Raw genomic sequence first — 26,227 nt, forward strand, 5'->3', positions numbered from 1 at the left:
CCGGGGACCGGACCGCTTGTCTGCGGGCGCATCCGGTCGGACCCATCGTCGCGGCCGCCGTGCGGCGGGTCGCGACGCCACGCCGTCGGCAGCCCACCACGCACCGCGCACCGCTTTACGCGTCCGCTGACCGGATGGGGATCCTCACTCACCGGGTGAGTAAACACCCAGGGAAGGATGGAGGAACACTCACGTCAACGGACCATCGCGAACCGTGACACAAGCGGGCGTATATGACAAGCCGTCTGCAATTGCCAACTTACCCTGCAACACACATCAGTTGAGTCCGGGCTGCTGATCAGAGGCGCCGCCGGGCGGTGTTGAGCACATGCCGGACGTGCCGTGATGAGTGGGGTTCTGGGTGGAGGAGATCAATTTTCCTGACGATGTCAGGAAGATGCTCTGGATCCTGATCGGTGAGATGCCCCTGCAGGCGAGGGAGGGTCTCGCTTATGCGAGTCGTGAACTGTATCTGGCGTTCGTCCGGGGTCTTCGGGCGCTCCTCGAGGAGATCCGGCGTGCCATCGCGGAGGCGTCGATCTCCCTGCCGGAGGGTGTGGCGGACCAGTACGTCAAGGGGTTGTCGCTGCTCGTCGATGACGGGGGTGTGAACCATCTCGACGAGATGATCGCTCAGCTCGAGGAGATCGCCGAGGGGCAGGTCGACTACGCGATCAAGATCCAGGCGTCGAAGTGGGAGATCATCGCCGAGATCGTGGCCCTGATCATCGAGCTCGCCGCCCTCGCCGCGCTGTCCGTGATCACCGGCTACACCTCGCTGGCCGAGATGGCACTCGCCAGGGCACGGAGCAGGCTGGCCATCTTCATGATCATCCAGCGGCTGATGCAGAACCCCTTGACGCAGGGCATCACGGAGGGCTTCGAGGAGGCGATCCAGACCCTTGCCGTCCAGCTCGCCCAGATCGCTCTGAACCCGCCCGGGCAAAAGCCCGACGGAGTCGACTGGGGTGACGTCGGGAAGTCCTTCGTTCAGGGTTTCTTCGCCGGATTCATCGACCGTGTGCTCCACATCGGTTCCGGCAACATGCGGAACTGGTTCAAGAACAGCGTCCCCAACTTCAACAACTTCACGAAGAACAATCCCAACTTCGCCAAGGGGCTCCACAACACGAACGACGTCATTGAAGCGGGTGTGGCCGGCGGGATCAGTGAATCGGTGGCCGAGGTGCTGACCAAGGGCATCTTCGAGGGCAAGTGGGAGTTCAAGTGGGAGACGCTCGTCGGCGGCGCCACGAGCTCGTCCATCCAGGTGATCGCGGAAGGAGCCATCGGCAACGCCGGGGTGTCGGTGCACAAGATCCTCGTCGCAGGCCAGTTCGGCTTCACGAACGTCAACCGCCTGGACGGCGGGGGCTTCTCGCGCGGTCCGGACGGTGGTGGGGGCATCGACTCGTCGAGCGCGCAGCCCGTGCCCACACCCGTCCCATCGGTCACAGTCGGCGCTCAACCGACGCCCGTGCCACTCTCATTGCCGCCGGTGACCACCCAGGAACCGACGTCGCTCCCATCGACGCAGGCACCGACGCCCTTGCCCGACCCCACGCCGAGCGCAGCGGCCACGGCCGACACATCCCGCACTGCGGAGTCGGGCCCGGACCTGTCCACAGCGGCACCGAGCCCGTCCGTGCACGGTGGGACGACAACACCGAATGTGACACCGTTCACCGCACCGCCGGTGCCGAACGTGACTTCCTTCGCGTCAACGACCGCTCCGGACACGTCCGTACGCTCGTCGGACATCACGTCCACACTGCTCGGTGACGACTCCTCTACCGCGACCGGCTCCCCGACCTCGTCGCGAGGCACAGGGACTTCGTCCTCGTCGCGGGGGACGACGGACGAGGGAATCGTCTCCGACGAGCTTGCCAACACGCTGCCGGATCCCGCGGCGATGGATGACACCGGCACGTCTCCTCGTGACGCCGGTACGCGCCCTGACCTCGGCTCCCACTCCGGGCACAATCCTCGCCGGCCGGCGCTGGAGGACCCGTTCGACGGTGTTGCGGATACGAGGGACGCCGACGGCACAACCACCGACGCGAACGCCGGCCCCACCACCGACACGAGCGCCGAGGAGATCTCGCCGGAGGCACAGGCCGCGCCTGGGCTGAACCCCGCCCCGCCCCACACGAACGCCGGGACCGGCCCCGACACCCATGCCGCTCCCGTCACCGCACCACCGGTGGACAGCGCACGGCCCGCGGACGGTCGGCTCACTGACACCGCGCGCCTCGCACAGCCGGCCGCCCGTCCCAGCACCGCGACCGACCCCGCGACGACGACCACCGACGCCGACCCGGCCACGCAGCCTCGCACCGCCAACCCGGCGGCTGCCTCGTCTCCCGTGATGACCGGCCTTGCCCAGCCCGTCCGCACGGTCGGCGACTTCGTCGGTGACGCGGACAAGGGACCGGGCGGCAGCGGAGACGTCACCTCGTTCGGCGTGCGCGACCTCGGCGAGTTTGAGGACATCGACGAGATCACCTCGCTGCCGTCCCTGTCGCAGCCGGGCGGGGCGCTGGACGCCGACCCCTTGGGGCGGGATCCGGACCTGCTGCGCGGGGTGAACCTTGCCCTGGCGAAGCTGGGTTGGACCGGTGAGCCGGTGGGCGAGGCGGAGGTGGCGGTCCGGCATGCCCGGTTGCCGGAGTACTGGCGTCGTCCGGTGCCCCGCCCGAGGAGCGAGCGGGCCGAGCGCATCGCACGCGGGATCATGGGGCGGGAAGAGCCCGGGCTACGGGGCGGAGCCCCCGCCACGACGGGCACGCAGCCCGGACAGCCCCTGCCGGCACCCCCGACGACCACGCCCGTCCTGGAAGACCCGCCTGCCAACGCGCTGCCGGGTCCCACGGTGGTGGACGGCACCGGCACGTCTCACGCGACGGTTCCCACCGCTCCTGCGGTCGCAGCCCCTCGGTCCTCACCGGCGACCGCGGCAAGCGGTGGTACGGGAGCGGGCAACGGCGGGTTGCTCCCGGCGCCGGCGCCGGCGCCGACACCAGCGCCAGTGCCAGCAGTGGCAGTGGTATCAGCACCGGTACCGGCCATTCCGACTCCCGTCCCTCCCGCGTCCCCGCCTGTCGCGCCGCTGCCCGTCCTCACGTCCGCCTCGCCCGCCGCTGCCTCGTCGACCACCCCGTCCACCGCGGCAGCCGGGACGTCCCGCATGGGCACGGGCAATGACAAGGGCACGGGCAGTGACAAGGGCAAGGGCAACGGCAAGGACACAAGCGGGGGCAGCGAAACAGGCAGTGGCGAGGGAACAGGCCGCGGCACCGGAGCGGTCAGTGGTACCGGAACACCCGGCACCGGGGCCTCCGGTCCGCCCTCCGTGCCCGCGACCGCCACCGTCGCCACCCCCCGCGCCTCCACCACCGGCCTCCCCAACCGCCTGGACGCCACCCACCCGCCCAGGGTGGAGCGGGACGCGCCAGGTCCCGGCGTCGGGCGCGGGCCGACCCGGCTCCCGGACGGCGGCAGCATCCCGGCGTACATCGACGATCTGGCCTCCCTGCTCGCGGACGCTCCGGCCGACCTGATGGAGGAACTGCTCGCCCAGCCGACCGCGTTCGGCCAGAGCGAAGTCGTCCTGCGCGGCACCGAGCTGATCGTGTCCGAGGCCGAGGCGCTGCTCCATGGCATCCGCTCGCTGCGGCCGGCGGAGCCGGATAGCGGCTCGCCGACGAACGGCGGGCCGCTTGCCGAGCTGCGTTCCGCGCTGCGGCATCGGCCCCGTGCCCTGATCGGCGGCCTGGAACTCCCGTACACCAACACCGCGGGGCAGGCGCGGGTGCTCCGGGTGAGCGCCCGCCACTACGCCAACTGGCAGAGGTTCGCGGACGACTACGGCAAGCCCACCAAGATAGACACCATGGACCGGGCCACCGTGCAGGCCGGACAGAGCGCAGGTGTCCAGTCCACGACCCGACTGGGCCTCGGCGGGCCCTTCCTCGGGCCGGCGTCCGCCGCCGCCTTCGGCGGGTTCGGCCGACTGGCCCTGCGCGGCGGGTACGGCACCAAGGTCGGGTACGGGCTGAGTGACCAGGCCGGCAGCCAGTCGGAGACCCGCATGCTCGACGGCTCCCATGTCTACCTGGACGACCTGCGCGTGGACATCGAAGTCACCGATTCCGACGGCCGGTTGGTCACCGAACCGCCGCCGGCCGGAACCGCGGGGCCGGTCCACGGCGCGCAACGGGGTTTCGCGCTGCGCAATGGCCTTTCCCTCAGGCTGCCCGACAGCGCGGTCAAGCCGTCCAAGCCCGGCCGGATACCCCGCTCGATCGCCCTGGACCAGAACAGCCAGTACCGGCTGGTGCGTACCGAGGACTTCGGGCCGCTCAGCCGAATCCGGGACTGGTCCGCTCAGCAGATCGGCGCCGGCCCGGACAGCTCCGCCTATCGTGAGCTGGACTCCTTCTTCTCCGGCGACTTCTTCCGGCGACACGCTCGGATGCTGGCCGCAGGGCGGCTGGCCACCGCCCCGCTCTTCGCGGACGACCGCACCCGCAGCCCGCTCGGGGCGTTTCTGGTCGAGCGGGTGGTGCCGGTCCGCGCCACCCTGATCGGGGAGACGCCCGACGCCGAGCTGCGCGACATCGCCACCTCGATCGTCCGCAACGACCGGTCCCTGGCCAAGAACGCCCACTTCGGAGTCGACGGCGTCCTCGGGCCGGCCTTCAACTTCCTGGACCTGGGCAACAGTTCCCTCAACCTGCGCCTGCAGTTCGGGCCCGCGTTCCGCTACCTGTTCTCGGTGTCCCGCTCCGCCGCCCTCGGCGGCTTCGGCGGGCTGAAGACCTCCGGACAGGTCAAGGGCGATGAGACCGGCCTCTATTTTGTCCGCAAAACGGTCTACGTGCGGCACGTCGGCAGCCGTGGCCCGGCCCGGCCCTTCCACACCTGGAGCCTGGACCGGATGACCCGCACCGAGGCCCGCCGGCTCGCCGGCTGGGACGACGGCACGGCGCTGCCGTCCCGGCACGGGCAGCCCGAACCCTTCGCCCCCGCCTATCTCACCCCCGACCACCCACCGACCCTCGGCATGCACCGCGTCGAGGAGTTCGCGCACGCCGGCGGTGGTCGCACCCGCGCCGTCGTGGACGATCCGCGCACCCTGCTCGACCTGTTCGCCGACGCCGTGCTCGACGCCCTCGCCCGGACCTATCCGGGCATGGTCGCCCCGCTCGACCAACTCGCCCCGCCCGGCCGGGCCAGGGCGGCGGGTGGCGAAGGCTCCGCAGCGCCGCGCCACTGGAGGAGCGACGAGGCCTACCAGACGGCCCTGTCCAACACGCTGACCGTGCTGATCGCCCTCTCCCACCAGAGCCTGGCCGCCGGGCTGGAAGCCCTGGTCACCACCGGCATCCGGATCCGGATGACCGAGCCGGGTACCTTCGGCCGGGGCCATCGCTACATCTGGGTGCACGGTGAGCTGACCGGAAGGCGCTACGAAGGCCGGCAGGACGATCTGAAACTGCGGCACAGCGCCCCGGGCGGCCAGCGGTTGGACGGCCAGGAGAGCCGCGCGCGCACGATCGGCGGCGGCGTCGACGGCCAGCTCGGCTTCCGCGACCCGGACTCCGGGGCCGGCGAGTCCATCGGCGCTCCCGACAACGCCGGGGTGCTCTCCGTGGGCTGGCGCTCCGCCGTCCAGCACGACTCCGAGTCCGGCCACGGCTTCTCCGCGACCAACGAGCCGATGTCGGTGAGCAACCGCCCCTCCCACCTCTACCGCTACGACCTGGCGCTCAGCGTCAGCCACGGCGGGCACTGGCGACCCCGCGGACTGTTCCGAGGGATCGCCACCCTCGGATTGCTCGGCACGCAGGCGTTCGTCTTCCGGCGCCCGCAGTCCCTGCTGATCGGCATCATGCCGGACGGCAGCCCGGTCGGCGGCGGCCCGGTGCGCGGACAGGTCCTCATCAGCATTCCCGACCGGCACGCTCCGGCCGTGGACCCGCACCGGCCCGGCGCGCTCAACCCGTACCGGACCCTCGCCGGGCCGCTGCGAAGCAGCCCCATGCCCCGCTCCCGGGCCCACGCCCTCGCCACCGGGAACCTCGCCACCGCCGAAGGGCGCGCCCACCGGCGAGGCGACCGGCTCTTCCAGGACCTCCAGCAGCATCCCTTCCTCACCGTCTCCGTCGTCGTGCCGCCCGGGCTCGTGGAGGCTGTCGCCAAGGTGGTGCGCGAGGCCTCGGGCGGCAGCTGGCAGTTCTCCTACGAAGGCGCCCCTGCCCGGGAGGCGATCATGCGGACCTTCCAGCCGCAGTTCGCCACCGCCAACTTCGACCAGGGCTCGGGCCCGCTCGGCTTCGCCCTCGCCGGGCTGATGGGCAAGTCTCCGTACGGCACCCTCTGGGGCACCTTCCGGCACTACACGGCGGTGACCGGCGTCCGCGCCCTGACCGGGCCGGTGGAGATGGACTCCGAGATGATCCTGGGCAGCGGCACCCAGGCGTCCGGGAAGACCGGCCGGAGCGTCACCCACTCCCTGGGAGGCCAGCTCGTCTACGCCAAACCGCACACCCACCCGCACGGTCCGCTCGGGGCGTACGGCATCGTGGCCAACCCCTGGTCGAAGAGCACCCAGCACAGCCTGACCCTCACCCGGAGCGTCGTCGCCGACCTCAACCTCAAGAGCTTCGGTCACCAGGTCCTGGTGACCGGCTCGGTCGATCACTGGGCGGCGATGGTCTCCAGCATGCTCGGCAACACCGCGGCCGGCCTCGCCTTCGTCCCCTCCGCGCTGGCCGGCACCTCCGGCTCGGTCACCACCGTGCCCGGTGGCTGGCTCGCCCATGTGCCGGAGAAGAGCGCCCATCTGCTCGGAATCCTGGACGACGGACTGGGGCCCGTCCCGCAGTACCGCGCACACGGCTGGTCCCCGCAGCCCTGGACCCGGGGCAACGCCTTCGGCAGCTACCCGGTCAACACCCTCGACCCCACCGCCGTGCTCGCCGCGTTCCAGTCGAAGGTGGCCGCACTGGGACTCGACGACCACGCACAGGAACACATCAGGCAGCACGTCGCCTCCCGCGTACTGCGCGCCCTGCAGCGGGAGATGACCGGCACCGGCACCACCGCGCCCGCGCGCTCCGGAGGTTGGGGCTGGCGGAGCATCCGCATCGGCTCGCACCGGGCCCGGATACGGGTCGAACTCCTGCCGGGGACACCGCGGTTCGAGATGCTGGACCACGGGACCGAGATGGAGGAGAACCGGCGGGCCGTGCAGTCGGTCCAGGAGGGCGCCGGCCGCACCTCCGGCCAGGACGTGGGCTACCTGGTCGGCGAGGCCGTCCACACCGGCAACCCCACCGCCGTGGCCGCCGGGCCCGTCCACAGCGAGACCGGCACTTCACTGCGCTCGGTGTCCGCCGCCCATTCCTCCGCCACCAGCACCACCTACCGTGCCGCCTCCACCGAACCGCACGCCGAGACCACCACGCCCTACCGGCTGCGTCTCACCCTGGAGTTCGATGACGGCCCCGGGACCGGCGGCACCCCCGCCGACGGGCGGACCGCGGCCGTACGCACCGGACTACGCCGGTTCACAGGCCAGCAGACGATCACCGAGAGCGGTGCCGTCGGCTCCCTGCGCGAGCACGTCCCGCTCAGCCTGATGGCGCCCGACGCCGGGCCTGTCGACCCCCGGCTCGCTCCACCGGACCTCACGCCCGCCACCCGGCCCCGCTCCGGAGCGCGCCCCGAACTCCTGGGCGGCGGCGCCCGCCACGCCGACGGCACCGTGCGGCCGTTCACCTTCCCGGAGAACGGCTTCCACGTCCGCCGTATCGTCGGGCTGGAACACGTCCGCGAGACCGGCCGGCGGGCGCTCGCAGAGTCGTACGGGATCGACCTCGCCAAGCTGGACGACGACGAGGACGGCGGCACCGCCGACCCGGGGCGCCGCGCGGAACTCCTGCGCCGCGCCTCCGGCACACCCCTCACCCGGCCCGGTGGCGGGGCTGCCCAGAACCTGGAGGACGCCACCACCAACACCGCGCTGTCCACCTTCTACGACGAGGCCATCGGCCCCAAGGGCTACGAGGTACCCGGACTCGTCCACCGCAACCCGGTCGGCACCGACTCCGCCCGGCTCTCCCTGCACGCCGTACCCGACTTCTCCGAGGCGATCCTGCTGACCGTCGCCGACGGCAAGAAGCTGGAGGTCCTGCGGGAGACATCCGAGGGCGTCTCCACGTCCGTGTCACAGGAGAACGCCCAGGATTCCGCACTCGGAGGCGGCGTCGCCATCCGCACCGAGGAGACCGGACTCAACCAGCTCACCGCCACCCTCAACGGTCCCCACACGGCCGACGGCGACGGCATCCCGGTGGCCCAGGAACACCTCTCCTCACTCAATACGAAACCCAAGACCGGCCGGACCTTCCTGTTCGCCGTCCCCACCGACTGGCTGAGCGTCGCCGAAGTGCACCGCGGGATCAAGGACAGCGGTCCCGGCCGCTTCGGACGCTTCCTGGCCGGGCCCTTCGGCGTCCCCCCGCGGCGCGGCCCCAAAGCCGTCTCCACCCGCACCTACGCCCTGGCGTGGATCCGCGACGACGTCGCCCGCGAACTCGGTCTGATCAACGACACCGTCTTCCCCTCCCACGTCGGGGCCGCCTGGGACGCCGTCGACCAGGCGGGCAAGGCCTGGGCCGCCGCCGACAAGGCGTACTGGAAGAAGCGCCGCGCGTCCGCGGGGCTGCGGGACGCACGGGACGACGCTGCCGCCGCCCTCGACACCGCCCGCACCGCCGCCCGCGTCGCCGGCCGGCGACTCGCGCCGCTCGTGGACGCCCTCGACGCAGCCGACACCGCACTGGCCCGGGCCGAGGCCGACGCGGCACGTTTACGGGCCGCGGCCACCGGCCTGGACACCGCGGCCACCGTTCTGGAGTCCGCGACCGCAGCGCTCCACCGGGCCGAGGCGCACGCCGAAGACGTCCTGCGCACCACACAGGAGGAACTGGACGCCGCGAAGGAGGCCATCGAGGAGCTGGCCGGATGGGCCGCGCTGCCCGGCGACGGCCCCGACCCCTCCGTCTTGGCCGACGCCCGGCACCGCCGGATCAACGCCCAGCTGATGGCCCGTAACCGGAGGGAGGCGGCGGCCAAGCAGGTCACCGACGCACGCCGCACGTACGAGGGCGCCCTCGCCGTGTTCGCCAACGCCGAGCGGGCCGCGGCCGCGGCACCCGCCGCCTCCGCGCCCGCCGGAGCCGCCGCCTCCGCGCCCGCCCAGCCCGTGCCCGGCCCGTCCCAGCGGTCCGCCGTCCCCGGGATCCGGCAGGCCCGGCAAACCGCCGCCGGGCTGCGCGCCGCCGCCGACCGGCTGGAGACCGATGCCGGGAACCGGCAGCGGGCCGCCACCCGCAGCGTGCAAGGGCCCGCCCGCGCCGAAGCCGATGCCCGGCACGCCCTCGACGAGGCGATCGCCCGGTCCCGGACGGCCGGCCGTGCCCTGCACGCCCGCCGCGCCGAACTGCACGCCCTGGCCCGGGCCGCCGAGTCCGCCGCCGCCGAGTTCCACCGGGTACGCGCCGCCACCGACCGGCTCACCCGCTGGCACCAGCTCGGCGTCACCCCCGAGGGACTGCGGCGCCGCGACGGCCTGGCCGAACCGCCACCGGTCACCTACCGGGCCCCGCGCCGCCCCCGTCCCTCCTCCCCCGTGCCCACGGGCCCCCGCTACCTCCGGTCCCCGGACGGTGCCCGGCTCACCGCGCCCGGTCCGGGGCACACCGGCTACACCCTGCACGACGTACCCAGGGACGGTGACGCCTTCTTCCACGCCCTCGCCGAGGGGCTGGCGAGGACCGCGCCCGCCCTGGCGGCCGACCACGGCGTCGATCCCGCCGATCCGAACGCCCCCCGTACGCTGCGCCGGATACTCGCCGCCCGGCTGACCGACCCTGCCGACGCGGACCTCCTGGACGCCGTCGCCCCTGACGAGACCGATGTGTTCACCGCCGCCGAGATCGACGCCACCGGCCCCGTCGCCGACCTCGCCGCCGGCACCCCGGGGCGACGCGAGGTCGACCATCTCGGGGTCGTCCCGCACGCCACCGTCCTGGATGCCGCGACCCGCGCCTCCCTCGCCGAAGCCCAACTGCTGCGGAGGGGCGACGCGGACAACGACGCGGGCTGGGACCACTCCAGCGCCGACCTGCTGCCCCTCCTCGCCGCCCGTACCTTCGCCGTCGACGTCACCGTGGTACGCGGCGACGGCACCTTCCAGACCTTCGTCCCCGGCCACCGGCTCGGAGCCGGCCGGCTGCACGGGCTCCTGGACGTCCCCGGGGAAGCCGACGCCTCCGACGACGCCGACGCCCCGCGCCCCCACCTCGTCCTCTTCCTGGACGACCGCCACTACCGCCTCGCCCTCCCCGACGCCCGGCCGCTGCCGTCCGACCCCGGGCCGTCTGCTCCGGCACCGGCTGTCCCCGGGCGGCCCTCTGGTTCTGCATTGGCGCCTCCCGCACGCCCTGATCCGGTGTCGGCTCTCCCGGCACCTCCTGATCCGGCATCGGCCGTCCCTGTGCGGCCCACCCCGGCCCCGGAACCGGCCCTCCCCGCACGGCCCGAGCCTGTGCGGCCCGCCCCGACGCCGGCCCTGCCCGCTTCGCCCGCCCCTGCCCCGCCCCGTACCCCACCGGCACCGCCCGAGCCGGAGCTGCCCGAGCGGTCCGGTCCGGTGGCGGGCCGTACGGGCGGCAGCTTCGAGGAGGCGCTGCTCGCGGCACTGGGTCCGGATCGCAGGTCCACCCTGCTGAACCGCCGCCAGCCGGTGCCGGTGCAGGAACTCTCCGGGGCCGGCGTGGCCCTGACCGCCGGGAAGAACGCCCAAGCGGTGCTGCTCGGAGGCTCGCTGACCGTCGAGGAGCTCGAGCTCTCCCCTCTGGAGCACCTGCGCTGGCTAATGGCCCACAGGACCGCCGACGGTATCGGTGCCGCTTCGGAGGGATCCGGCGGGGCCGCGTTGGCCGTCGCGGCCGCTGCCGCGGAGGCCCTGGGCATCGACATCGAGGTGACCCTGCCCGGGGGAGGGAACCGCCTCTACGGCACAGGCACCGGCACGGGCAGGGGCGGCACCGGCAGCGGCGGCTTGGTACGGCTGCTCTTCGACGGCCGGTGGTACGCAGTCCCCGGAGGCTGAAGGGCGTTCCGGCGCGTACGCCACACAACTGTGGTGCCCGGGACGGCCCACCGCCCCGAGGACCGTTCACCAAGGCGCAGGGCATCCTCGTCCACGCTCACCGAGTCCGCTGCGACGACCCGCCCGGACAGGACCTAATACTGCAACGGTCTTTGGTGTGACGGTTTGACTGTCGGATCGTTGTGCTGGTCATGGGGTGGGATGTGGTGCCGGCGGATGTCCGGCGTTGGTCGTCTGGGCTGGCTGAGCTGCATGAACGGTTCGTGCACCGGTTCAACAGGCTGGAGCCGCGGGAGTCGTCGCTGGCGTATATGCAGGGGCTGATCGCTCCGTTGGAGCGGAAGAACGGCTGGACGCTGGCGGAGGAGGCCGGGCATGCGGCCCCGGACCGGATGCAGCGGCTCTTGAACCGGATCGACTGGGACGCCGACGAGGTCCTGTCCGATGTGCGGGACTACGTCATCGAGCACCTCGGTGACCCTGAGGCGGTCCTGATCGTGGACGATACCGGCTTCCTGAAGAAAGGAGTGCGGTCGGCCGGAGTCCAGCGACAGTACTCCGGCACCGCCGGGCGGACCGAGAACTGCCAGATCGGCGTCTTTCTCGCCTATGCCACCGAGCGTGGCCGCACCCTGATCGACCGCGCGTTGTATCTGCCGAAGTCGTGGACCGAGGACCGGGAACGTTGCCGGAAGGCCGGCATTGACGACACCGTGGAGTTCGCCACGAAACTGCAGATGGCCGAGGCGATGGTCGACCAGGCCATCGCGGACAAGGTGCCGTTTCGGTGGCTGACCGGGGACGAGGCCTACGGGCAGAGCAAGTCCTGGCGCCACCGCCTCGAGGAGGCGGATGTCTTCCATGTCATGGCGACTCGCTGCAACGACACCGTGGTCACCCGCCAGCGCCTGGACCACCGCGTCGACGAACTGATCGCCTCCCTGCCCCGGCAGAAGTGGAAACGCCGCTCGTGCGGGGCCGGGGCCCACGGGCTACGGGTCTATGACTGGGCCCGGGCCGAAGTCCGTCCCTGGCACCGGGAAGACCGCCGGCACTGGGTCCTGGCCCGCCGCAGCCTCACCCGCCCCGGGGAGATCGCCTACTACATCGCCTACGCACCCGCCGAGGCCACCCTCGACGATCTCGTTCAGGTGGCCGGAGCCCGGTGGGCGATCGAGGAGTGTTTCCAGAGCGCGAAGCAGGAGTGCGGTCTGGACGACTACCAGATCCGCCGCTACCCGGGCTGGCACCGGCACATCACCCTCGCCATGGCCGCCCACGCCTGCCTGACCGTCCTGCGGGCCGCCGAACTCGAGGCCGGGAAAGCAGAAACGGATCCTCCGGCCTCGTCCCCTTGAGCCTGCCGGAACTCAGACGCCTGATCACCCGCCTCGCTCCAGGGCCCCGACCAGCCGTCCTCCACGTCCTGCACTGGTCCACCTGGCGCCGCCGACGCCAGCACCAAGCCCGCATCTGCCACTACAAACGACGAAGCCACACCCCACCAGAACCCAAACCACCGTCACAGCAAAGACCGTTGCAGTACTAACCGACCTCGAGGACAGCGACGCGGCGAGATACGCCGCGGTACGGCTCTCCGCTGCCCGCGCCACCTCCGCCGGCCGGCCCTCGGCGACGATCCTGCCGCCCTCGTCCCCGCTGCCCGGCCCCAGATCGACGATCCAGTCGGCGTCCGCGACGACGTCCATGTCGTGCTCGACGACCACCACCGTGTGACCGGCGTCGACCAGACCGTGCAACTGCCGCATCAGAACTCAGGTTCACGTAGCCTCGCGCCTTGTGGAATTCATACGGACGGTGTCGCGCTCTTCGCGGCTCAGGTGGGCCAGTAGCGGCGTGTCCCGTTCTCAGGCGGTGGTTCTCGACTGTCTTCGGGATCTGTTCGAGAGAGGCCGGTACGAGGAGGCCGAGGCCGAGGCGAAGGAGCTTGCGGCCGCGGCGCGGCGTGGCTGGGGCCGGAGTCGCACTGTGGTGTGGTTGGCCAGGGCCATGGGTGCGGGGGCTGCCGTCGCTCACGGGCGCGGGGCGGGTGTGCTGGTAGAGCTGGACACTTTGATCGCGGAGTTGGAGCAGATGGTGGGCCCTGATCGGGCACTGCTGCTGGGCGTCAGGTCGAACCGAGCGTTGGTTCTCATCCGTCAGGAGAGGTATGCGGAGGCAGAGGCCGAGGCGGATGACATCCTGCGCGCCGTGACCCGTCTCGCGCACCTCACCGAGGTGTGGAATACCGAGCTGGCTACTTTGGGCAGGCTGGCAGCGGCCTTGTGCGGGCAGGGCCGCCACGAGGAAGCCGAGGCCATAGCGCGTGGCAACCTGCCGCGGGCGGAGAGAGACACGGCGGCCGCCCTCCGCTGTGTCCTGGTGCGCAGCTTGAACGGGCAGGGACGCTACGAGGAGGCTCTGGCCGAGGCTCGTCGGCTTACCCTGCCTTTGGCTCGCTCTGGCAGTGGGTCTCTGGGCATCGTTACGGCCACAGCCTTCCACGGCCTGGGCCGCCGCGCCGAGGCGGAAGCCACAGCTCGTCAGGCGTTGACCGCCTGCGAGCAGTTCCTGCATCCGGACCACCCGCGCATCCAGGAGGCGCGTGCGCTGCTGGCCCGTACTACCCCCGAGGGGCCACTCCCTTGACGAGGCCTCACACCAGGGGAGCACCGGTGTGCGGAAGCTCGGATTCTTTGTGCTCGACGACGGTATCCATACATGGCGAGAGACACGTTTCCGCAGGTCGGAGATTACTACCCGGTGCTCCTGCCCCCGGGAGAGCGGCCGGGGCAGGAGGCGGGTGGCGTGGTGGTCGGGGCTGGTGGGTGTGTCAGCCGAAGCAGCTCGGAACGGGGTTCGTGCTGCCTTCGCAGTTGGTGGGGACGTTGTCGATGATGCGGACCTTGCCGTAGGTGTTGACCGTGTCGGTGTTGTGGACGCCGCCGGCGGGTGCGTCGGACAGGTTGCCCTTCACCTTGGTGTCGGTCAGGTTGAGGGGGCCGTTGTTGTAGATGCCGCCGCCCTGCGCGCCGTTGCCGACCGCCTGGTTGCCGTAGATCTCGGAGTCGCGGATCGAGACCGGATCGCTGCTGTCCGAGAAGACACCACCTCCGTCGTCGACGGCCGCGTTGTCGTAGATCTTGCTGTCCTCGATCGCGGCGGCACTGGTGATGTAGAGACCACCGCCTTCGTCGGCCGCGGTGTTGTGGGCGATGGTGCTGTGGCGCACATAGAGCGGCTCGAGGCTGTCGATGGCACCGGCGTCGCTCAAACTGTTGTTGTACACGATGGCGCTGCGGTTGACCTCGGCGACACCGTCGCCATGGAAGATGCCTCCGCCGTCGCTGATGGTGTTGTGACTGATCAGGCTCTTGTCGATGGTGATCGTTCCATCGTTGCGGAGTGCGCCTTGGCCGTTGACCGGGTCGGAGACGTTTCCGGTGATCTTGGAGCCGGTGATCTCGAGCTTTCCGAGGTCGTTGTAGGCGGCGGCGCCGTCGTCGCCGGAGTTGCGGCTGAGGGTGCTGTTGCGGATGGTGGTGATCCCGAAGTTGTAGACGCCACCGCCGTCGCCGAGGTCGAGGTTCTCGACCGTGTTGCGGGTGAGGGTGACGTGGTCGAGGTCGAGTCGTCCCGCCGCCTGTACGAGGATGGCGCCGCCGCTCTGATCAACGGCGGCCTTGCCGCGGGTGAGGGTGAGGTGGCGGAGCTTCAGGTCGCCTCCGGCTGCGACTTCGAAGAAGCGGAAGTTGTCGGCGTTGGCGGCGCGCTGGAGGGTGGCGCCGTTGCCGTGGACGGTGATCGGCTGGATGATCACGGGGAGTCCGTTGCCGTCCAGGTTCGCGGTCAGGGTGTAGGTGCAGTCCTTCGCCAGCACGAGCGTTCCGCCACGGTTCTCGTTCAGATCGACGAGCGCCGCGACCAGGTCGTTGGGGTCGCACTCCACGAAGCGCTTGCCACCGCCGTGATCCCGGCCGCGGTGCTTCTTGTCGCCGTGGTCCTCGCCATCGTGGCCGTACTTGTCGCCGTACTCCTTGTCGGCGTCGCCCTTGCCCCGCTCCTGCCCCTCATCGCTCTTGGACACGGCAGGCTTTTCCCTGCCTTCGTTCCCCTTGGACTCACTCGCCCCTTTGGACTCCTTGGCCTTCGGTGCGGCCGACGGCTGCGACGGCGAAGGCGCCCGGCCGTGTTGGTGGAGCGTACGCGCCTCCGCGTCCCCGGCCTCCCCGATGACCGTGATGCCCGTCGTACCGACCATCGTCGCGAAACCAGCCGCGGCAAGAACCGTCGCCCTCCAGTGGCGGCTCAGTACCGCGGGTCTCCCACTGCGCGGAGCCCCCGCGCCCATGCCCTGAGATCCAGACATCCGCCGTGGCTCACTTTCTCTATGGCAATCCGTCACGCCCCTTGTGCCCGGGGGCGAAGAAGCGCCTTATGACACCACATGAAAAGTGGTAAATAGGACAAATAGTGAGCAGGTGGGCGCGCCGCTCGGCCGTATGGCCCGCACGTGTGCACCGCCCCTGGCTCAACGGCGGGTCATGCCCGGTGCGGCTCGTTGTGACTCGCCGGTGTATGCGCCGTCGGACTGGCCGGACACGACTCAGGGGCAGGCCCACCTCGGCGAGCGGGGTGTGTCACTGCTGATGCCGAAAGCGAAGTCCCGGCACAAGGCCGAGCTGGCCAGTCTGCTCGCCCCAGACGGTAATCACCTCTGAGTGCAGGCCCCGCCTCCATGGGAGGCCGGGCCGGGCGGGACGAATCCAGCCGGAAATCGGTTCCGGCCTCGAGCCCCAATCTCTGATCCCCGTCGCAAGGCGCCCGTAATCTCCACTAGACTTCCCGCGCAACGATCTAGGACAGGAGAAACACATGCAGGACAGCCCGGTGGCTTTAAAGCCCCGATACTCTTCACGCGGAGCCCAGCTCGGCGACGTCGAAAGGCTGGTGGATGTCGACCTCACCGCGTTCCATTCTGTCTACAAGGAATACGACACGCCGGAAACAGAACTGCGAAATCGTCTGATCGACACGTTCGCCATGCGTCTCGATAAAGTCGGCCCCGACTGGTTTCGGGTCGCGGAGAAGGGCGGCTTGATAGAGGGATTCCTCGTCAGTTGCCCCACCGGGAAAAGTCCGGATGAATTCAAATCATGGGAGGACACCACCGATAACGGCACATTGATGAGCACTTACAACCCGGCGGGACCGAACGTGTACGTCGTCAGCCTCAGTATGCTGTCCGGCGCGGGCGAAGGCGCGCGGAATATGCTCATCCTCCACACCATGGGGAAGGTGATCGAGGGCGGATACGATCAGTTCTTCTTCGAGTCCAGGCTGCCTGGCCTGCTGTCGTGGGCCCGTCGACGCTGCCGTGACAAGGGGCGTGACGTGGAATCACTGACCGAGGAGGAGGGGCTCGATCTCGCTGAGTCCTATTATCGATCCACACGTACCGTGAAGGGGAAGGACCTTCCCCTGGACCCGCTGCTGCGCATCTACGCCCAGATCGGGTGCACGTTTCTTCGCGTGTTCCCGGATGCCTACGAGGACGCCAAGTCGATGAATTTCGGAACGGTGGGCGTGTGGCGCAACCCGATACCCCGAATCCTGCGCAGGAACTTTGTGGTCCGGAAGGTCGTGGGTGGAATATTCTGCACCCTGTCCCGATCCCATCGCTTGATGAGCAAGGCCTTCTCGTGAGTGTACGCACATCACCTCCTGGCCAGGATATGCGTCCGCTCCCGAGCGGGTCCGGCGTCCTCGCGCTGCTCGTGCGGAACAAACACGCCATTGTCGTGGCGTTGGCCCTTTTCAGTACGGTATTCACTCTTGTTGTGAATCCGATTGGCGAACTCAAGCGACGCTTGTTCGACGTTGCTCCATCGGTGGGTGTCGGAGTCATGGTCAGCGAAACCATGTTCGTCGGCGGAATAATGATAATGGCCTGGGCTGTCGGGCTTGGCTGGAAAAACCCGCTGAAGCTCAGGAGAGTACTGACGGAAATTTGCAGGAGGGCGAACGGGAGTCGGCTCTTCTGGCTCGGGTTCTGGGCCAATTCAGTGGGGGCGATCGGTAGTGCCGTAATCATATCGATCGGTTTGATCTTCTATCTACCGCTGGAATCCTACGGTCTCCTTGGCATCGCCTTCGCCGACCTGGCGGCAACTGTTGTGATCCGCAAGGCGATGCTGAGGGGCGTTCAAAAAGCCACGCTCCCTGTCTCTTCGGGGTCTGAGTCGGAGACCGCATCGGACTCGGATGATCTATCGATGAACCGGACCTCTGGTTGACGGACGGGATCTCGGGTTCTTGATCGCATGGCGCGATCTACCCGAGGTCCCGATCTTCGTCATCAGCGACTTGACGAAACAACTACCGTTCAGCACAACGGCATTGGTGCCAACGGCTGTTCCGTTTTTCCCAACTTTCAACAAGCCCGGAATGCCCGGCGCTCCGGTGCGGTTTTCCCCCGGACCGGCCGTCGGCGCTCGCTCATTCGTTGTGGGCGGCGACCTTGCCGCACAGGTGCGTTGTCGACGATGCGGACCTTGCCATGGAAGACGCCTTCATCCCGGCCGCCTCGGAGTCCGTGATGCTCGCGTTGGTGGTGGTGCCGGTCGAGGTGACCAGCCCGGCCACTGTTGTACTGCCGCCGGCCGCGCTCCGCCTCGCGGGGCCGTCGAGGCGGAGCGGGCGCAGCCGGCGGGTTGGCCATGGTGTCCGCACGTCACCGGTTGCCGGGCGACATCGCGAAAGCCCCCGCGAAAGCACCGGGGTTGAGCGCTTGGAAGGCAGACAGCATGCCGTAGGAGGCCTCGGCGTGGTAAGGCCGGCAGCGGTAGTGGCTGATGCACTGTCTGATCGTTGCGGTGAAGCTTCCGCTGTTGTCACTGTAGAACTCGTCGTTCACGGCCAAGAGCAGCTCTCCGCGGCCCACCAGCTTCGTCGGCCCGGCGCCGATGTACTTCCACGGACCGCTCCCGATCCTGCCGATCAGCGACCAGCGCGGCGCGCCCGGCAGGGGGAAGTCCGATCCGGCGAGGGGGTTGGCGTCACCTTCCGGTCCGGTGGTGATGGCGCCGTTGATGCTGATCGTTCCCGTCGCCGTGATCGTCACGGCTCTTTTCACGCAGACGCCGCTGTCGACCACCTCCGTGGCACCGGGGAACCCGATGGGACCGGAAGTCGCCGGCACCTCCACGGTGATGATCCCGTTCGGTGGGTGCTGCGTGTAGCAGAACCCGTTGCCTGACCCGGTACCTGCCGCTGCGGCGGCCGGCGCGCCGGGGAAGGCCATCAGTGCCAGAGCCGTTGCGGTGGTGGCCAGGGTCCCGCGATTGGTCGCCCTTGCGACCGCCTCGAGGATTGTTCTTGCTCGCATCTCGTACGTCCTCTCACCGATACGCGCTGTGACGACGTATCGCCGCAGCAGAGACTCCCCGGATTCCGGCCGGCTCCGTTGCCGCGTACGGTCGCCGACGTAGCGGGTCGAACTCCGGAGGGCATCCAGGGCGATGCCCTTGGTAGCGCAAGCCGGGCGGCAAGCTGGGAAGGTGCCCGGATCCTTGCTGGCCGATCAACCCGATGGCGTAGCGTCAGACCCGTCCGGCAGGCAGCATGGCCCTCGCATCGGATACCCGTTGCCGCGATGAGCCCGATCACTTGGGAGATGGGCTCGTCACGGTCACGGTGTAGGCGTAAGGGCGGTCCACATGTGCTTTCGAGGGCGCCTCGAGGCGCACGCCCAGATCCGCCGGGGGCCCTGCCCTTACCCTTGCCGGGTGACCCAGCAGAAGCAGCACTCCCGGCCGCTCGCCGTCTTCGACCTGGACGGCACTCTCGCCGAGACCGGCCACCGCCAGCACTTCCTGGAGCGCAACCCGCGCGACTGGGACGCGTTCTTCGCCGCAGCCGCCGATGACACTCCGCTCGCCGACGGCATACGCATGGTCGTCAAGGCAGCCGCCGACTGCGAGGTCGTGTACCTCACCGGCCGCCCCGAGCGCTGCCGCGCCGCGACCGTCGAATGGCTGGAGCGGCACGGACTGCCCGCAGGCCGTCTCTTCATGCGCCGCGGCGGTGACAGGCGCCCGGCCCGGACCACCAAACTGGAGGTCCTGCGACGCCTCGGTCGCAGCGGCGAGATCCGGAAGCTCGTCGACGACGACGAACTCGTGTGCCTCGCCGCGGAGCGGGCGGGCTTGAGGGTTGTACGGGCCCGCTGGGCGAGCACCTCTGCGGTCATGACGGACGCGCAGCAGCGCCAGGGCCGTACCTGATCCTTCTCTTCATCCTGTTCTCTGCGCGCACGGGGGCGCACCCGGCCGCCGCGCCGTGAGACTTCCCTGACGCCCCTGAGCCGAACGGGTGACCCCCGGGGTCCCCGCTTCCGTCAATCCTCGAGACGGAACCCGACCTTCAGGCCGACCTGATAGTGCTCGACCTCGCCGTCCAGGATGTTGCCGCGGATCTGCGTCACCTCGAACCAGTCGAGGCCCCGCAGGGTCTGCTTGGCCCGGGTGATGCCGTTACGGATGGCCTGGTCGATCCCCTCGTGCGAGGTGCCGACGATCTCGGTGACCCGATAGGTGTGGTGGGACATGGGGCCGTCCTCCATTTCGCCGTGGCGGCGTTCCCCTCCACGGTGCCCCAGCGGGGGAAGGTCCGCGCGACGACCCCGCCGCTCGACCGGGCGGGCGCCGGGTGCGACGGGCCCACCGCTCGCCGGGCGGAACGCGTGCGGGCCCCGGCCCGCGGGAGCCCGCACCCGGCCGACCCTGCGCCGGCCCGCGGATCAACGGCGCACGGATGCCGTTCGGAGCCTTCGCAACCGCCGGGCGAACCGGAGTCGCCCGGGATTCAGATGGCGCACATCCAGGCTCCGCACACCTGTCATGTCGAATCCAGCCGGTCGCGGAATTACTAGGGGGCCGGACTGCCGCAGGCGCGGTCCGGTGCATCCGTACGGCAGAGGAGCCGCCATGCCCGCATCGCCCGCAGTCATCCCCGCCCCGGTCGTGTCCGCCGAGCCCCGCTACGTGGTCTCCCTCGCCCGTGACCAGGAGGAGGTCCGCGCCGCGCAGCGGCTGCGTCACCAGGTGTTCGCCGGGGAGCTGGGGGCCCGCCTGGAGGGACCGGAGCCCGGGCTCGACATCGACGCCTTCGACTCGTACTGCGACCACATCCTCGTCCGGCACGAGGAGACCGGCGAGGTCGTCGGTACCTACCGGGTACTGCCGCCCGAGCGTGCGAAGATCGCCGGCCGACTGTACTCCGAGACCGAGTTCGACCTCGCCCGGCTCGGACCCATCCGCGACGACCTCGTCGAGGTCGGCCGCTCCTGTGTCCACCCCGCGCACCGCAACGGTGCCGTCATCGCGCTCATCTGGGCCGGACTCGCCCGGTATATGACCCGCACCGGCCACACCTGGCTGTCCGGCTGCTGCTCGGTCCCCCTCGCCGACGGCGGTGCGCTCGCGGCGGGCACCTGGGACACCGTCAAGGCCAAGCACCTCGCCCCCGAGGAGTACTGGGTCACCCCGCACAAGCTCTGGAGCGCCGACGGTATCGCCCGGCCCGAAGGCCGCACCGAGCTTCCCCCGCTGCTGCGCGGCTACCTCCGGCTCGGTGCCTGGGTGTGCGGTGCCCCGGCCCACGACCCCGACTTCGGCGTCGCCGACCTGTACGTACTGCTGTCCCTGCGCCGCACCAACCCCCGCTATCTGCGCCACTTCCTCTCCCTCGCCCCGGTGAAATGAGCGTCTGGCTTCCCACCGCGCCCTGCACTCCCGCCGGCTGTGCCAGGCCCCAGTGGCCCACGGTCGGCCGGTCCAGGGCCGTCGTGCGCCTGGTCGCGGGGACCGTCGCGGTCCTCGCGGGGGTCGTCCTGTCCCCTCTGGCGATCCCGTTCGGCCCGGTGGGGCGGGCCTGCCTGGTCAGGCTGTGGTGCCGCACGGTGATCAGGGCCTTCGGAGTCCGGGTGCGCATCGCCGGTCCCGAGGGTTCCAAGGATCCGGAGGATTCCGCGGGTTCCAGGGACTCCGCGGGTTTCGAGGATTTCGAGGGCAAGCCCGTGCGGCAGCGGACAGCGGGGGCAGCGGTGCGGCCCGGCACGCTCGTCGTCCCCAACCACATCTCCTGGCTCGACATCCCGCTCGTCGCCTCCGTGCTGCCGGGACGGATGCTCGCCAAGAAGGAGGTGCGGCAGTGGCCCGTGCTCGGGCCACTCGCCGGGTTCGGCGGGACCCTGTTCGTGGACCGGGACCGGCTGCGGGCGCTGCCCGGTGTCGTCGCGGCCATGGCCGACTCGCTCAGGGGCGGAGCCCGAGTGATCGTGTTCACCGAGGGCTCCACCTGGTGCGGCCGTGAGAAGGGCCGCTTCCGCAACGCCGCGTTCCAGGCTGCGCTGGACGCGGGAGCCGTCGTCCAGCCCGTGCGGATCACCTACCGGCCTGTGGGTGCTGCCGCGTTCGTCGGCGAGGACCCACTCGTCGCGTCGCTGTGGCGGGTCGCAACGGCCGGCGGGCTCACCGCCGAGATCACGCTCCTGCCCCCGATTCCGGCGCGGGACCATTCCGACCGCCGCTCACTCGCCCGCGCGGCCCATGCGACGGTGGCCGACGGCACCGGGCACGACCCCAGGCTGTCCGCCGCTCGATGACGGACGTACCCGGCGCCCTACCCGGCACCGCACGTCCCGCCGGCCCTGCCCGCGTCCGCAGCGCTCACACCGCCGTCGACAGCGACAACGCGAACCGCCCTTCCGTATCCGTCCACCACTCCGACAACTTCAGCCCGGACGCGGCCAGTTCACTGCGCACGCCCTCCTGGCGGAACTTGGCCGACACCTCGGTACGGATGTCCTCGCCCTCCGCGAACGGCACGATCAGATCGAGGTCACGGATCTTCACGGTGAGCGCCCTGCGGGCCCGCAGCCGCATCTCGATCCACTCCTTCTCCCTGTCCCACAGCGCCACATGGGCGAAGGCGTCCGTGTCGAAGTCGGCCCCGAGCTCGCGGTTGATGACGGCGAGGACATTGCGGTTGAACTCGGCCGTCACACCGGCAGCGTCGTCATAGGCCGCGACCAGTACGTCCTCGTCCTTCACGAGGTCCGTGCCCAGCAGCAACGCGTCACCGGGCGACAGCATCGCGCGTACCGCGCCGAGGAACTCCTCCCGTTCACCGAGCAGCAGATTGCCGATCGTGCCGCCGAGGAAGGCGACGAGCCGCGGGCCGGGTGTGACCGGCAGCTCCAGCGCCCGGGTGAAGTCGGCCGTCATGGCGTGGATGTGCAGCGCGGGGTGGTCTCCGAGCAGCGCGTCGGCCGCGCCCGTCAGCGCGCTCTCGCTCACGTCGACCGGTATGTAACTGTGCAGTCCGGTCAGGGCGTCGAGCAGGTGCCTCGTCTTCTCGGACGAGCCGGAGCCCAGCTCCACCAGGGTGCGGGCGCCGGTCACCGCCGCGATCTCGGCCGAGCGGGCGGCGAGGATCTCCCGCTCGGCACGGGTCGGGTAGTACTCGGGCAGCCGGGTGATGTCTTCGAACAGCTCGCTGCCGCGGGCGTCGTAGAACCACTTGGGCGGCAGTTCCTTGGGGGTACGGGTCAGCCCGCGTCGTACGTCGGCGCGCAGTGCGGCGCCGGCCGCGTCGTCGGGCAGGGTACGGGTCAGCTGGAACGGGCTCACGCGGGTGGCTCCTTGAGCGGGGTCAGAAGGACTTCGGTGCGAGTGGCCGTGAGCAGGGTGCGGTCGGGCACCTCGCACCAGTGGGGATCGTCGTCGTACGGCTCGGATGCCACGACCGTGTGCCGGCCGGGCTCGGCGAGATACCAGAGCGTGTCGCCCCAGGCCGTCGCCGTGACCGTCACACCGTCCGTGAGCAGCAGATTGAGCCGCGATCCCGGGGCCGCTTCCGCGACCTCGAAGACCGTGTCGGCGAGTGCCTGGCCGAGCTCGTCGCCTTCGCGCAGCCGGTGCAGCACCAGGGCCCACACCAGGGCGGAGTCACAGCGCGCCTCCATCGACAGCAGCTCGGCGGCGGGGAGGGCCGCTGCCGGCGGCGCGACCGAGTCCGGCCAGCCCCTGACGGCGCCGTTGTGGCTGAACAGCCAGGGCCCGGCGGCGAACGGCGCTGCCGCCGCCTCCCCGTCCGCACCCGCCTCGGTCGCGTCCCTGACGGCCGCGAGCAGCGCCTCGCTGCGCACCACGCGTGCCAGATCGGCGAAGGACTGGTCGCCCCAGATGGGTCCGCCGCGGCGGTAGCGGGCCGGCACCGGATCCCCGGTGGCGTACCAGCCGACGCCGAAGCCGTCCGCGTTCACCGTCCCGTACCGCTGACGTCGCGGCGCCCACGACTGCCGCAGCAGCGCGTGCGGTGGCCGTACGAGCAGCTCGCCGAGCGCGGTCGGGGGCCCGAGGAAGGCGATGTGGCGGCACATCACGCGTCCCGTGCGGTGCGGAAGCCGGAGAAGATCTGGCGGCGCACCGGGAGGTCCCAGTTGCGGAACGTGCCGCGGCAGGCGACCGGGTCCACGGCGAACGAGCCGCCGCGCAGCACCTTGTGGTCACTGCCGAAGAACACCTCCGAGTACTCCCGGTACGGGAACGCCACGAACCCGGGGTAGGGCAGGAAGTCGCTCGACGTCCACTCCCACACGTCGCCGATGAGCTGGCGGACGCCGAGCGGCGAGGCGCCCTCGGGATACGCCCCCGCGGGCGCGGGCCGCAGATGGCGCTGGCCGAGGTTGGCCCGGGCGGGCGTCGGGTCCTCGTCGCCCCAGGGGTAGCGCCGGGAGCGCCCGGACGCGGGATCGTGCCGGGCCGCCTTCTCCCACTCCGCCTCCGTCGGCAGCCGCCGCCCCACCCAGCGGGCGTAGGCGTCCGCCTCGTACCAGCTGATGTGCAGCACGGGTTCGTCCGCCGGCACCGGCTCGGTCACGCCGAACCTGCGGCGCAGCCACTGGCCGCCCTCGCGGCGCCAGAAGAGCGGAGCGGTGATGTCGTGCTTGCGGATCTGGTCCCAGCCCTCGCTCGCCCACCACCGTTCGTCGGTGTAGCCGCCGTCGTCGATGAAGGCCTGGTAGGCACCGCTGGTGACGGGGGCGGTGTCGATGAAGTACGCCGGGAGGTCGCGCTGGTGCGCGGGCCGCTCGTTGTCCAGTGCCCAGGGTTCCGCGGAGGTGCCCATGGTGAACGGACCGGCGGGGACGAGGACTTCGGGCGGCAGCCCGGTCGTGTCGCCGCGGGGCGGTTCGGGCGCGTCCAGCGCGGCGGGGCCACGCCTCAGCTGATGGGTGATCAGCATGGTCTCGTCGTGCTGCTGTTCGTGCTGGGCGATCATGCCGAAGGCGAAGCCGGAGTCCACGAGCGGGCCGCCGTGCAGGGGGTGCTGCTCGAGGATGTCGAGTACACGGCCCCGTACGTCGGAGGCATAGGCACGGGACTCGGCGGGGGAGAGGAGCGGCAGCGAGGGCCGTGCGGCGCGCGGGTGCTCGAAGGCGTCGTACACCGAGTCGATCTCGGGGCGTATCGCCTCACGGCCGGCGACGGCCCGCAGCAGCCACTGTTCCTCCTGGTTGCCGATATGGGCCAGGTCCCAGACGAGTGGTGACATCAACGGCGAGTGCTGTGCCGTCAGTTCATGGTCGTCGACACAGTTGGTGAGCAGCGCCGTGCGCGCGCGTGCGGCGGTCAGCGCCTCCAGGGCGCGCTGCCTGAGGTCCTCGTCCGTCGCCGCCGGGGACTCGTTCATGAGCGGATCTCCTTGCCGTGGAGCCTGTGGTGGAGCGAGAAGTCGTCGGCGGGGCAGCGGCCGGGAAGGACGTAGCGGTCGAAGTACGCGGCGACGGCTTCCTGCACGGCGGGGGAGGCACCCAGGCGGGGCAGCGCCTCCAGCGCAACGGTGAAGCAGCCGACGGCGGCGCCGTGCAGTTCGGGGTCGGTCAGCCCGTCGCGGGCGGCCGCGGTCCACAGGGGGTTGCGCGGTGCGGGCAGCGGTCCGGCGGTCTCGGCGAGCGGCTTGACCATGCGGTAGGCGGTCTCCGCGGCCTCGGCGTCGTCGAAGAGCGCGGCCGTGACCGCGACCGGGACCTTCCAGCCGTCCTCGCCGGACTGTGCGTCGATCATGCGCAGTTCGAGATGGCCGCGCGGGCGCACCGGGGGGAACAGCGTGGTCATGTGGTACTCGAGATCCGCGCGCGTGGGCGGTCTCGGCATCCCGGTCCGTATCCACTGCCGGAAGGTCAGCTCCTGCGGCACCGGCCAGGGGCCTTCGGTCGCCCTGATGCACATCACGGGCGTGTCCAGCACATGGGCCGCCCATGCCGCGCGGGGTTCCGCACCGGGCTGCGGTGCGAGTGTCCGGCTCGGGTCGAGGTCCGCCCACAGGGACTGGCGGGTGGAGCGCCAGCCGGTCGGCCGGCCGGTCCCGGCGGGGGAGTTGGCGAACGCCGCCACCAGGACCGCACCCAGCAGATGCGCCAACTGCCAGCGTCTGCCGAGGCCCAGCGGCCCCGGCTCCTCGAATCCGGCGTCCAGGCACACCTGGACGGACGCGGACGAGCACATCATGGAGCGGCCGGCGGGCCCGGTGCGGTCGAGGCACTCCTCCATCGCGTCATAGCGCGGCTCGTGCAGGAGTCTGCGGGGCGGATGCCAGGGATCGTGGCCGAAGCCGCTGAGCGTGAGCCCGGACGCCCGCAGGGCGGTCCGGACGGTTGCGAGATCGGCGGCGGTGGAGTCGAGGCACTCCATCAGCGACGCGGCGGGCGGCGAGCTGAGCTCCAGCTGCCCGCCGGGCTCGAAGGTCAGTGCCGAGCCGAGGGAGAGTTCCCGTAGCCCGGAGAACGCCCGGTAGAGCCGGGCCGGCGGGACGGGCCGTTCGGGGTGGTGCAGTTCGTGTACGAGCCATTCGAGCTCGACCCCGAGCGTGCGGGGCGGGCCGGTCTTGAAGCAGATACATCGGAGCAGGTCTTCGGCAGCGTCCTCGGTGAGCAGCGCTTCGCCGCCCCCGACCTCGCATGCTGACATGATCGGA

Annotated in this window: 16 protein-coding genes; 8 read left to right on the forward strand and 8 right to left on the reverse strand. The window is 70.7% G+C overall.

Translation table 11 applies throughout. The features are described from left to right. The first annotated feature begins 361 nt into the window (after positions 1–361). Positions 362–11,185 (forward strand): hypothetical protein, encoded by a 10,824-nt coding sequence (locus ACTWOL_RS33260; RefSeq protein ID WP_474300587.1) that lies wholly within the window; start codon positions 362–364, stop codon positions 11,183–11,185. Positions 11,186–11,376: 191 nt separating this feature from the next. Beyond that, on the forward strand, positions 11,377–12,543 hold the full coding sequence (locus ACTWOL_RS33265; RefSeq protein WP_474300589.1) for an IS701 family transposase: 1,167 nt from the start codon (positions 11,377–11,379) through the stop codon (positions 12,541–12,543). Between the two features lie 24 nt (positions 12,544–12,567). Here ACTWOL_RS33265 and ACTWOL_RS33270 read toward each other — a convergent pair whose 3' ends face one another. Further along, entirely contained in the window at positions 12,568–12,954 is a 387-nt protein-coding gene (locus ACTWOL_RS33270; RefSeq protein WP_474300591.1) for a hypothetical protein, read from the reverse strand. Between the two features lie 88 nt (positions 12,955–13,042). On the opposite strand from ACTWOL_RS33270, the gene ACTWOL_RS33275 reads away from it, so the two are divergent. Next, positions 13,043–13,834: a tetratricopeptide repeat protein gene (locus ACTWOL_RS33275; RefSeq protein WP_474300593.1), complete on the forward strand. Its 792-nt coding sequence runs from the start codon at positions 13,043–13,045 to the stop codon at positions 13,832–13,834. Positions 13,835–14,018: 184 nt separating this feature from the next. Here ACTWOL_RS33275 and ACTWOL_RS33280 read toward each other — a convergent pair whose 3' ends face one another. After that, on the reverse strand, positions 14,019–15,554 hold the full coding sequence (locus tag ACTWOL_RS33280; RefSeq protein ID WP_474300594.1) for a right-handed parallel beta-helix repeat-containing protein: 1,536 nt from the start codon (positions 15,552–15,554) through the stop codon (positions 14,019–14,021). Between the two features lie 506 nt (positions 15,555–16,060). On the opposite strand from ACTWOL_RS33280, the gene ACTWOL_RS33285 reads away from it, so the two are divergent. Both ACTWOL_RS33285 and ACTWOL_RS33290 read left to right on the forward strand, forming a co-directional pair. Continuing rightward, on the forward strand, positions 16,061–16,891 hold the full coding sequence (locus tag ACTWOL_RS33285) for a hypothetical protein (protein WP_474300595.1): 831 nt from the start codon (positions 16,061–16,063) through the stop codon (positions 16,889–16,891). Beyond that, positions 16,888–17,481: a hypothetical protein gene (locus tag ACTWOL_RS33290; RefSeq protein ID WP_474300596.1), complete on the forward strand. Its 594-nt coding sequence runs from the start codon at positions 16,888–16,890 to the stop codon at positions 17,479–17,481. Before ACTWOL_RS33285 ends, ACTWOL_RS33290 begins: the two co-directional genes overlap by 4 nt. Before the next feature lie 437 nt (positions 17,482–17,918). Here the strand turns inward: ACTWOL_RS33290 and ACTWOL_RS33295 are convergent, their stop codons facing one another. Beyond that, positions 17,919–18,572 (reverse strand): hypothetical protein, encoded by a 654-nt coding sequence (locus tag ACTWOL_RS33295; RefSeq protein WP_474300597.1) that lies wholly within the window; start codon positions 18,570–18,572, stop codon positions 17,919–17,921. 400 nt (positions 18,573–18,972) lie between these two features. On the opposite strand from ACTWOL_RS33295, the gene ACTWOL_RS33300 reads away from it, so the two are divergent. After that, positions 18,973–19,470 (forward strand): phosphatase domain-containing protein, encoded by a 498-nt coding sequence (locus tag ACTWOL_RS33300; RefSeq protein ID WP_474300598.1) that lies wholly within the window; start codon positions 18,973–18,975, stop codon positions 19,468–19,470. A gap of 113 nt (positions 19,471–19,583) precedes the next feature. Here ACTWOL_RS33300 and ACTWOL_RS33305 read toward each other — a convergent pair whose 3' ends face one another. Continuing rightward, positions 19,584–19,793 carry a dodecin gene (locus tag ACTWOL_RS33305; RefSeq protein WP_474300599.1) on the reverse strand — a complete coding sequence of 70 codons (210 nt, stop codon included), beginning with the start codon at positions 19,791–19,793 and terminating at the stop codon, positions 19,584–19,586. A gap of 379 nt (positions 19,794–20,172) precedes the next feature. Between ACTWOL_RS33305 and ACTWOL_RS33310 the strand changes: the two genes are divergently transcribed. Further along, on the forward strand, positions 20,173–20,949 hold the full coding sequence (locus tag ACTWOL_RS33310; protein WP_474300600.1) for a GNAT family N-acetyltransferase: 777 nt from the start codon (positions 20,173–20,175) through the stop codon (positions 20,947–20,949). Continuing rightward, on the forward strand, positions 20,946–21,851 hold the full coding sequence (locus ACTWOL_RS33315; protein ID WP_474300601.1) for a lysophospholipid acyltransferase family protein: 906 nt from the start codon (positions 20,946–20,948) through the stop codon (positions 21,849–21,851). The genes ACTWOL_RS33310 and ACTWOL_RS33315 overlap by 4 nt, the downstream gene beginning before the upstream one ends. 64 nt (positions 21,852–21,915) lie before the next feature. On the opposite strand, the gene egtD is transcribed toward ACTWOL_RS33315, so the two are convergent. The 4 genes from egtD to egtA are packed head-to-tail and all read right to left on the reverse strand — an operon-like array spanning position 21,916 to position 26,220. After that, positions 21,916–22,878: an L-histidine N(alpha)-methyltransferase gene (gene egtD, locus ACTWOL_RS33320; protein WP_474300602.1), complete on the reverse strand. Its 963-nt coding sequence runs from the start codon at positions 22,876–22,878 to the stop codon at positions 21,916–21,918. After that, a complete protein-coding gene (gene egtC, locus ACTWOL_RS33325; RefSeq protein WP_474300603.1) occupies positions 22,875–23,630 on the reverse strand; it encodes an ergothioneine biosynthesis protein EgtC in 756 nt (251 codons plus the stop codon). Before egtC ends, egtD begins: the two co-directional genes overlap by 4 nt. Continuing rightward, entirely contained in the window at positions 23,630–24,943 is a 1,314-nt protein-coding gene (egtB, locus tag ACTWOL_RS33330) for an ergothioneine biosynthesis protein EgtB (protein WP_474300604.1), read from the reverse strand. Before egtB ends, egtC begins: the two co-directional genes overlap by 1 nt. Further along, on the reverse strand, positions 24,940–26,220 hold the full coding sequence (gene egtA, locus ACTWOL_RS33335) for an ergothioneine biosynthesis glutamate--cysteine ligase EgtA (RefSeq protein ID WP_474300606.1): 1,281 nt from the start codon (positions 26,218–26,220) through the stop codon (positions 24,940–24,942). Before egtA ends, egtB begins: the two co-directional genes overlap by 4 nt. Between the last annotated feature and the right edge of the window lie 7 nt (positions 26,221–26,227).

It is taken from the genome of Micromonospora sp. IBHARD003, from assembly GCF_056106285.1.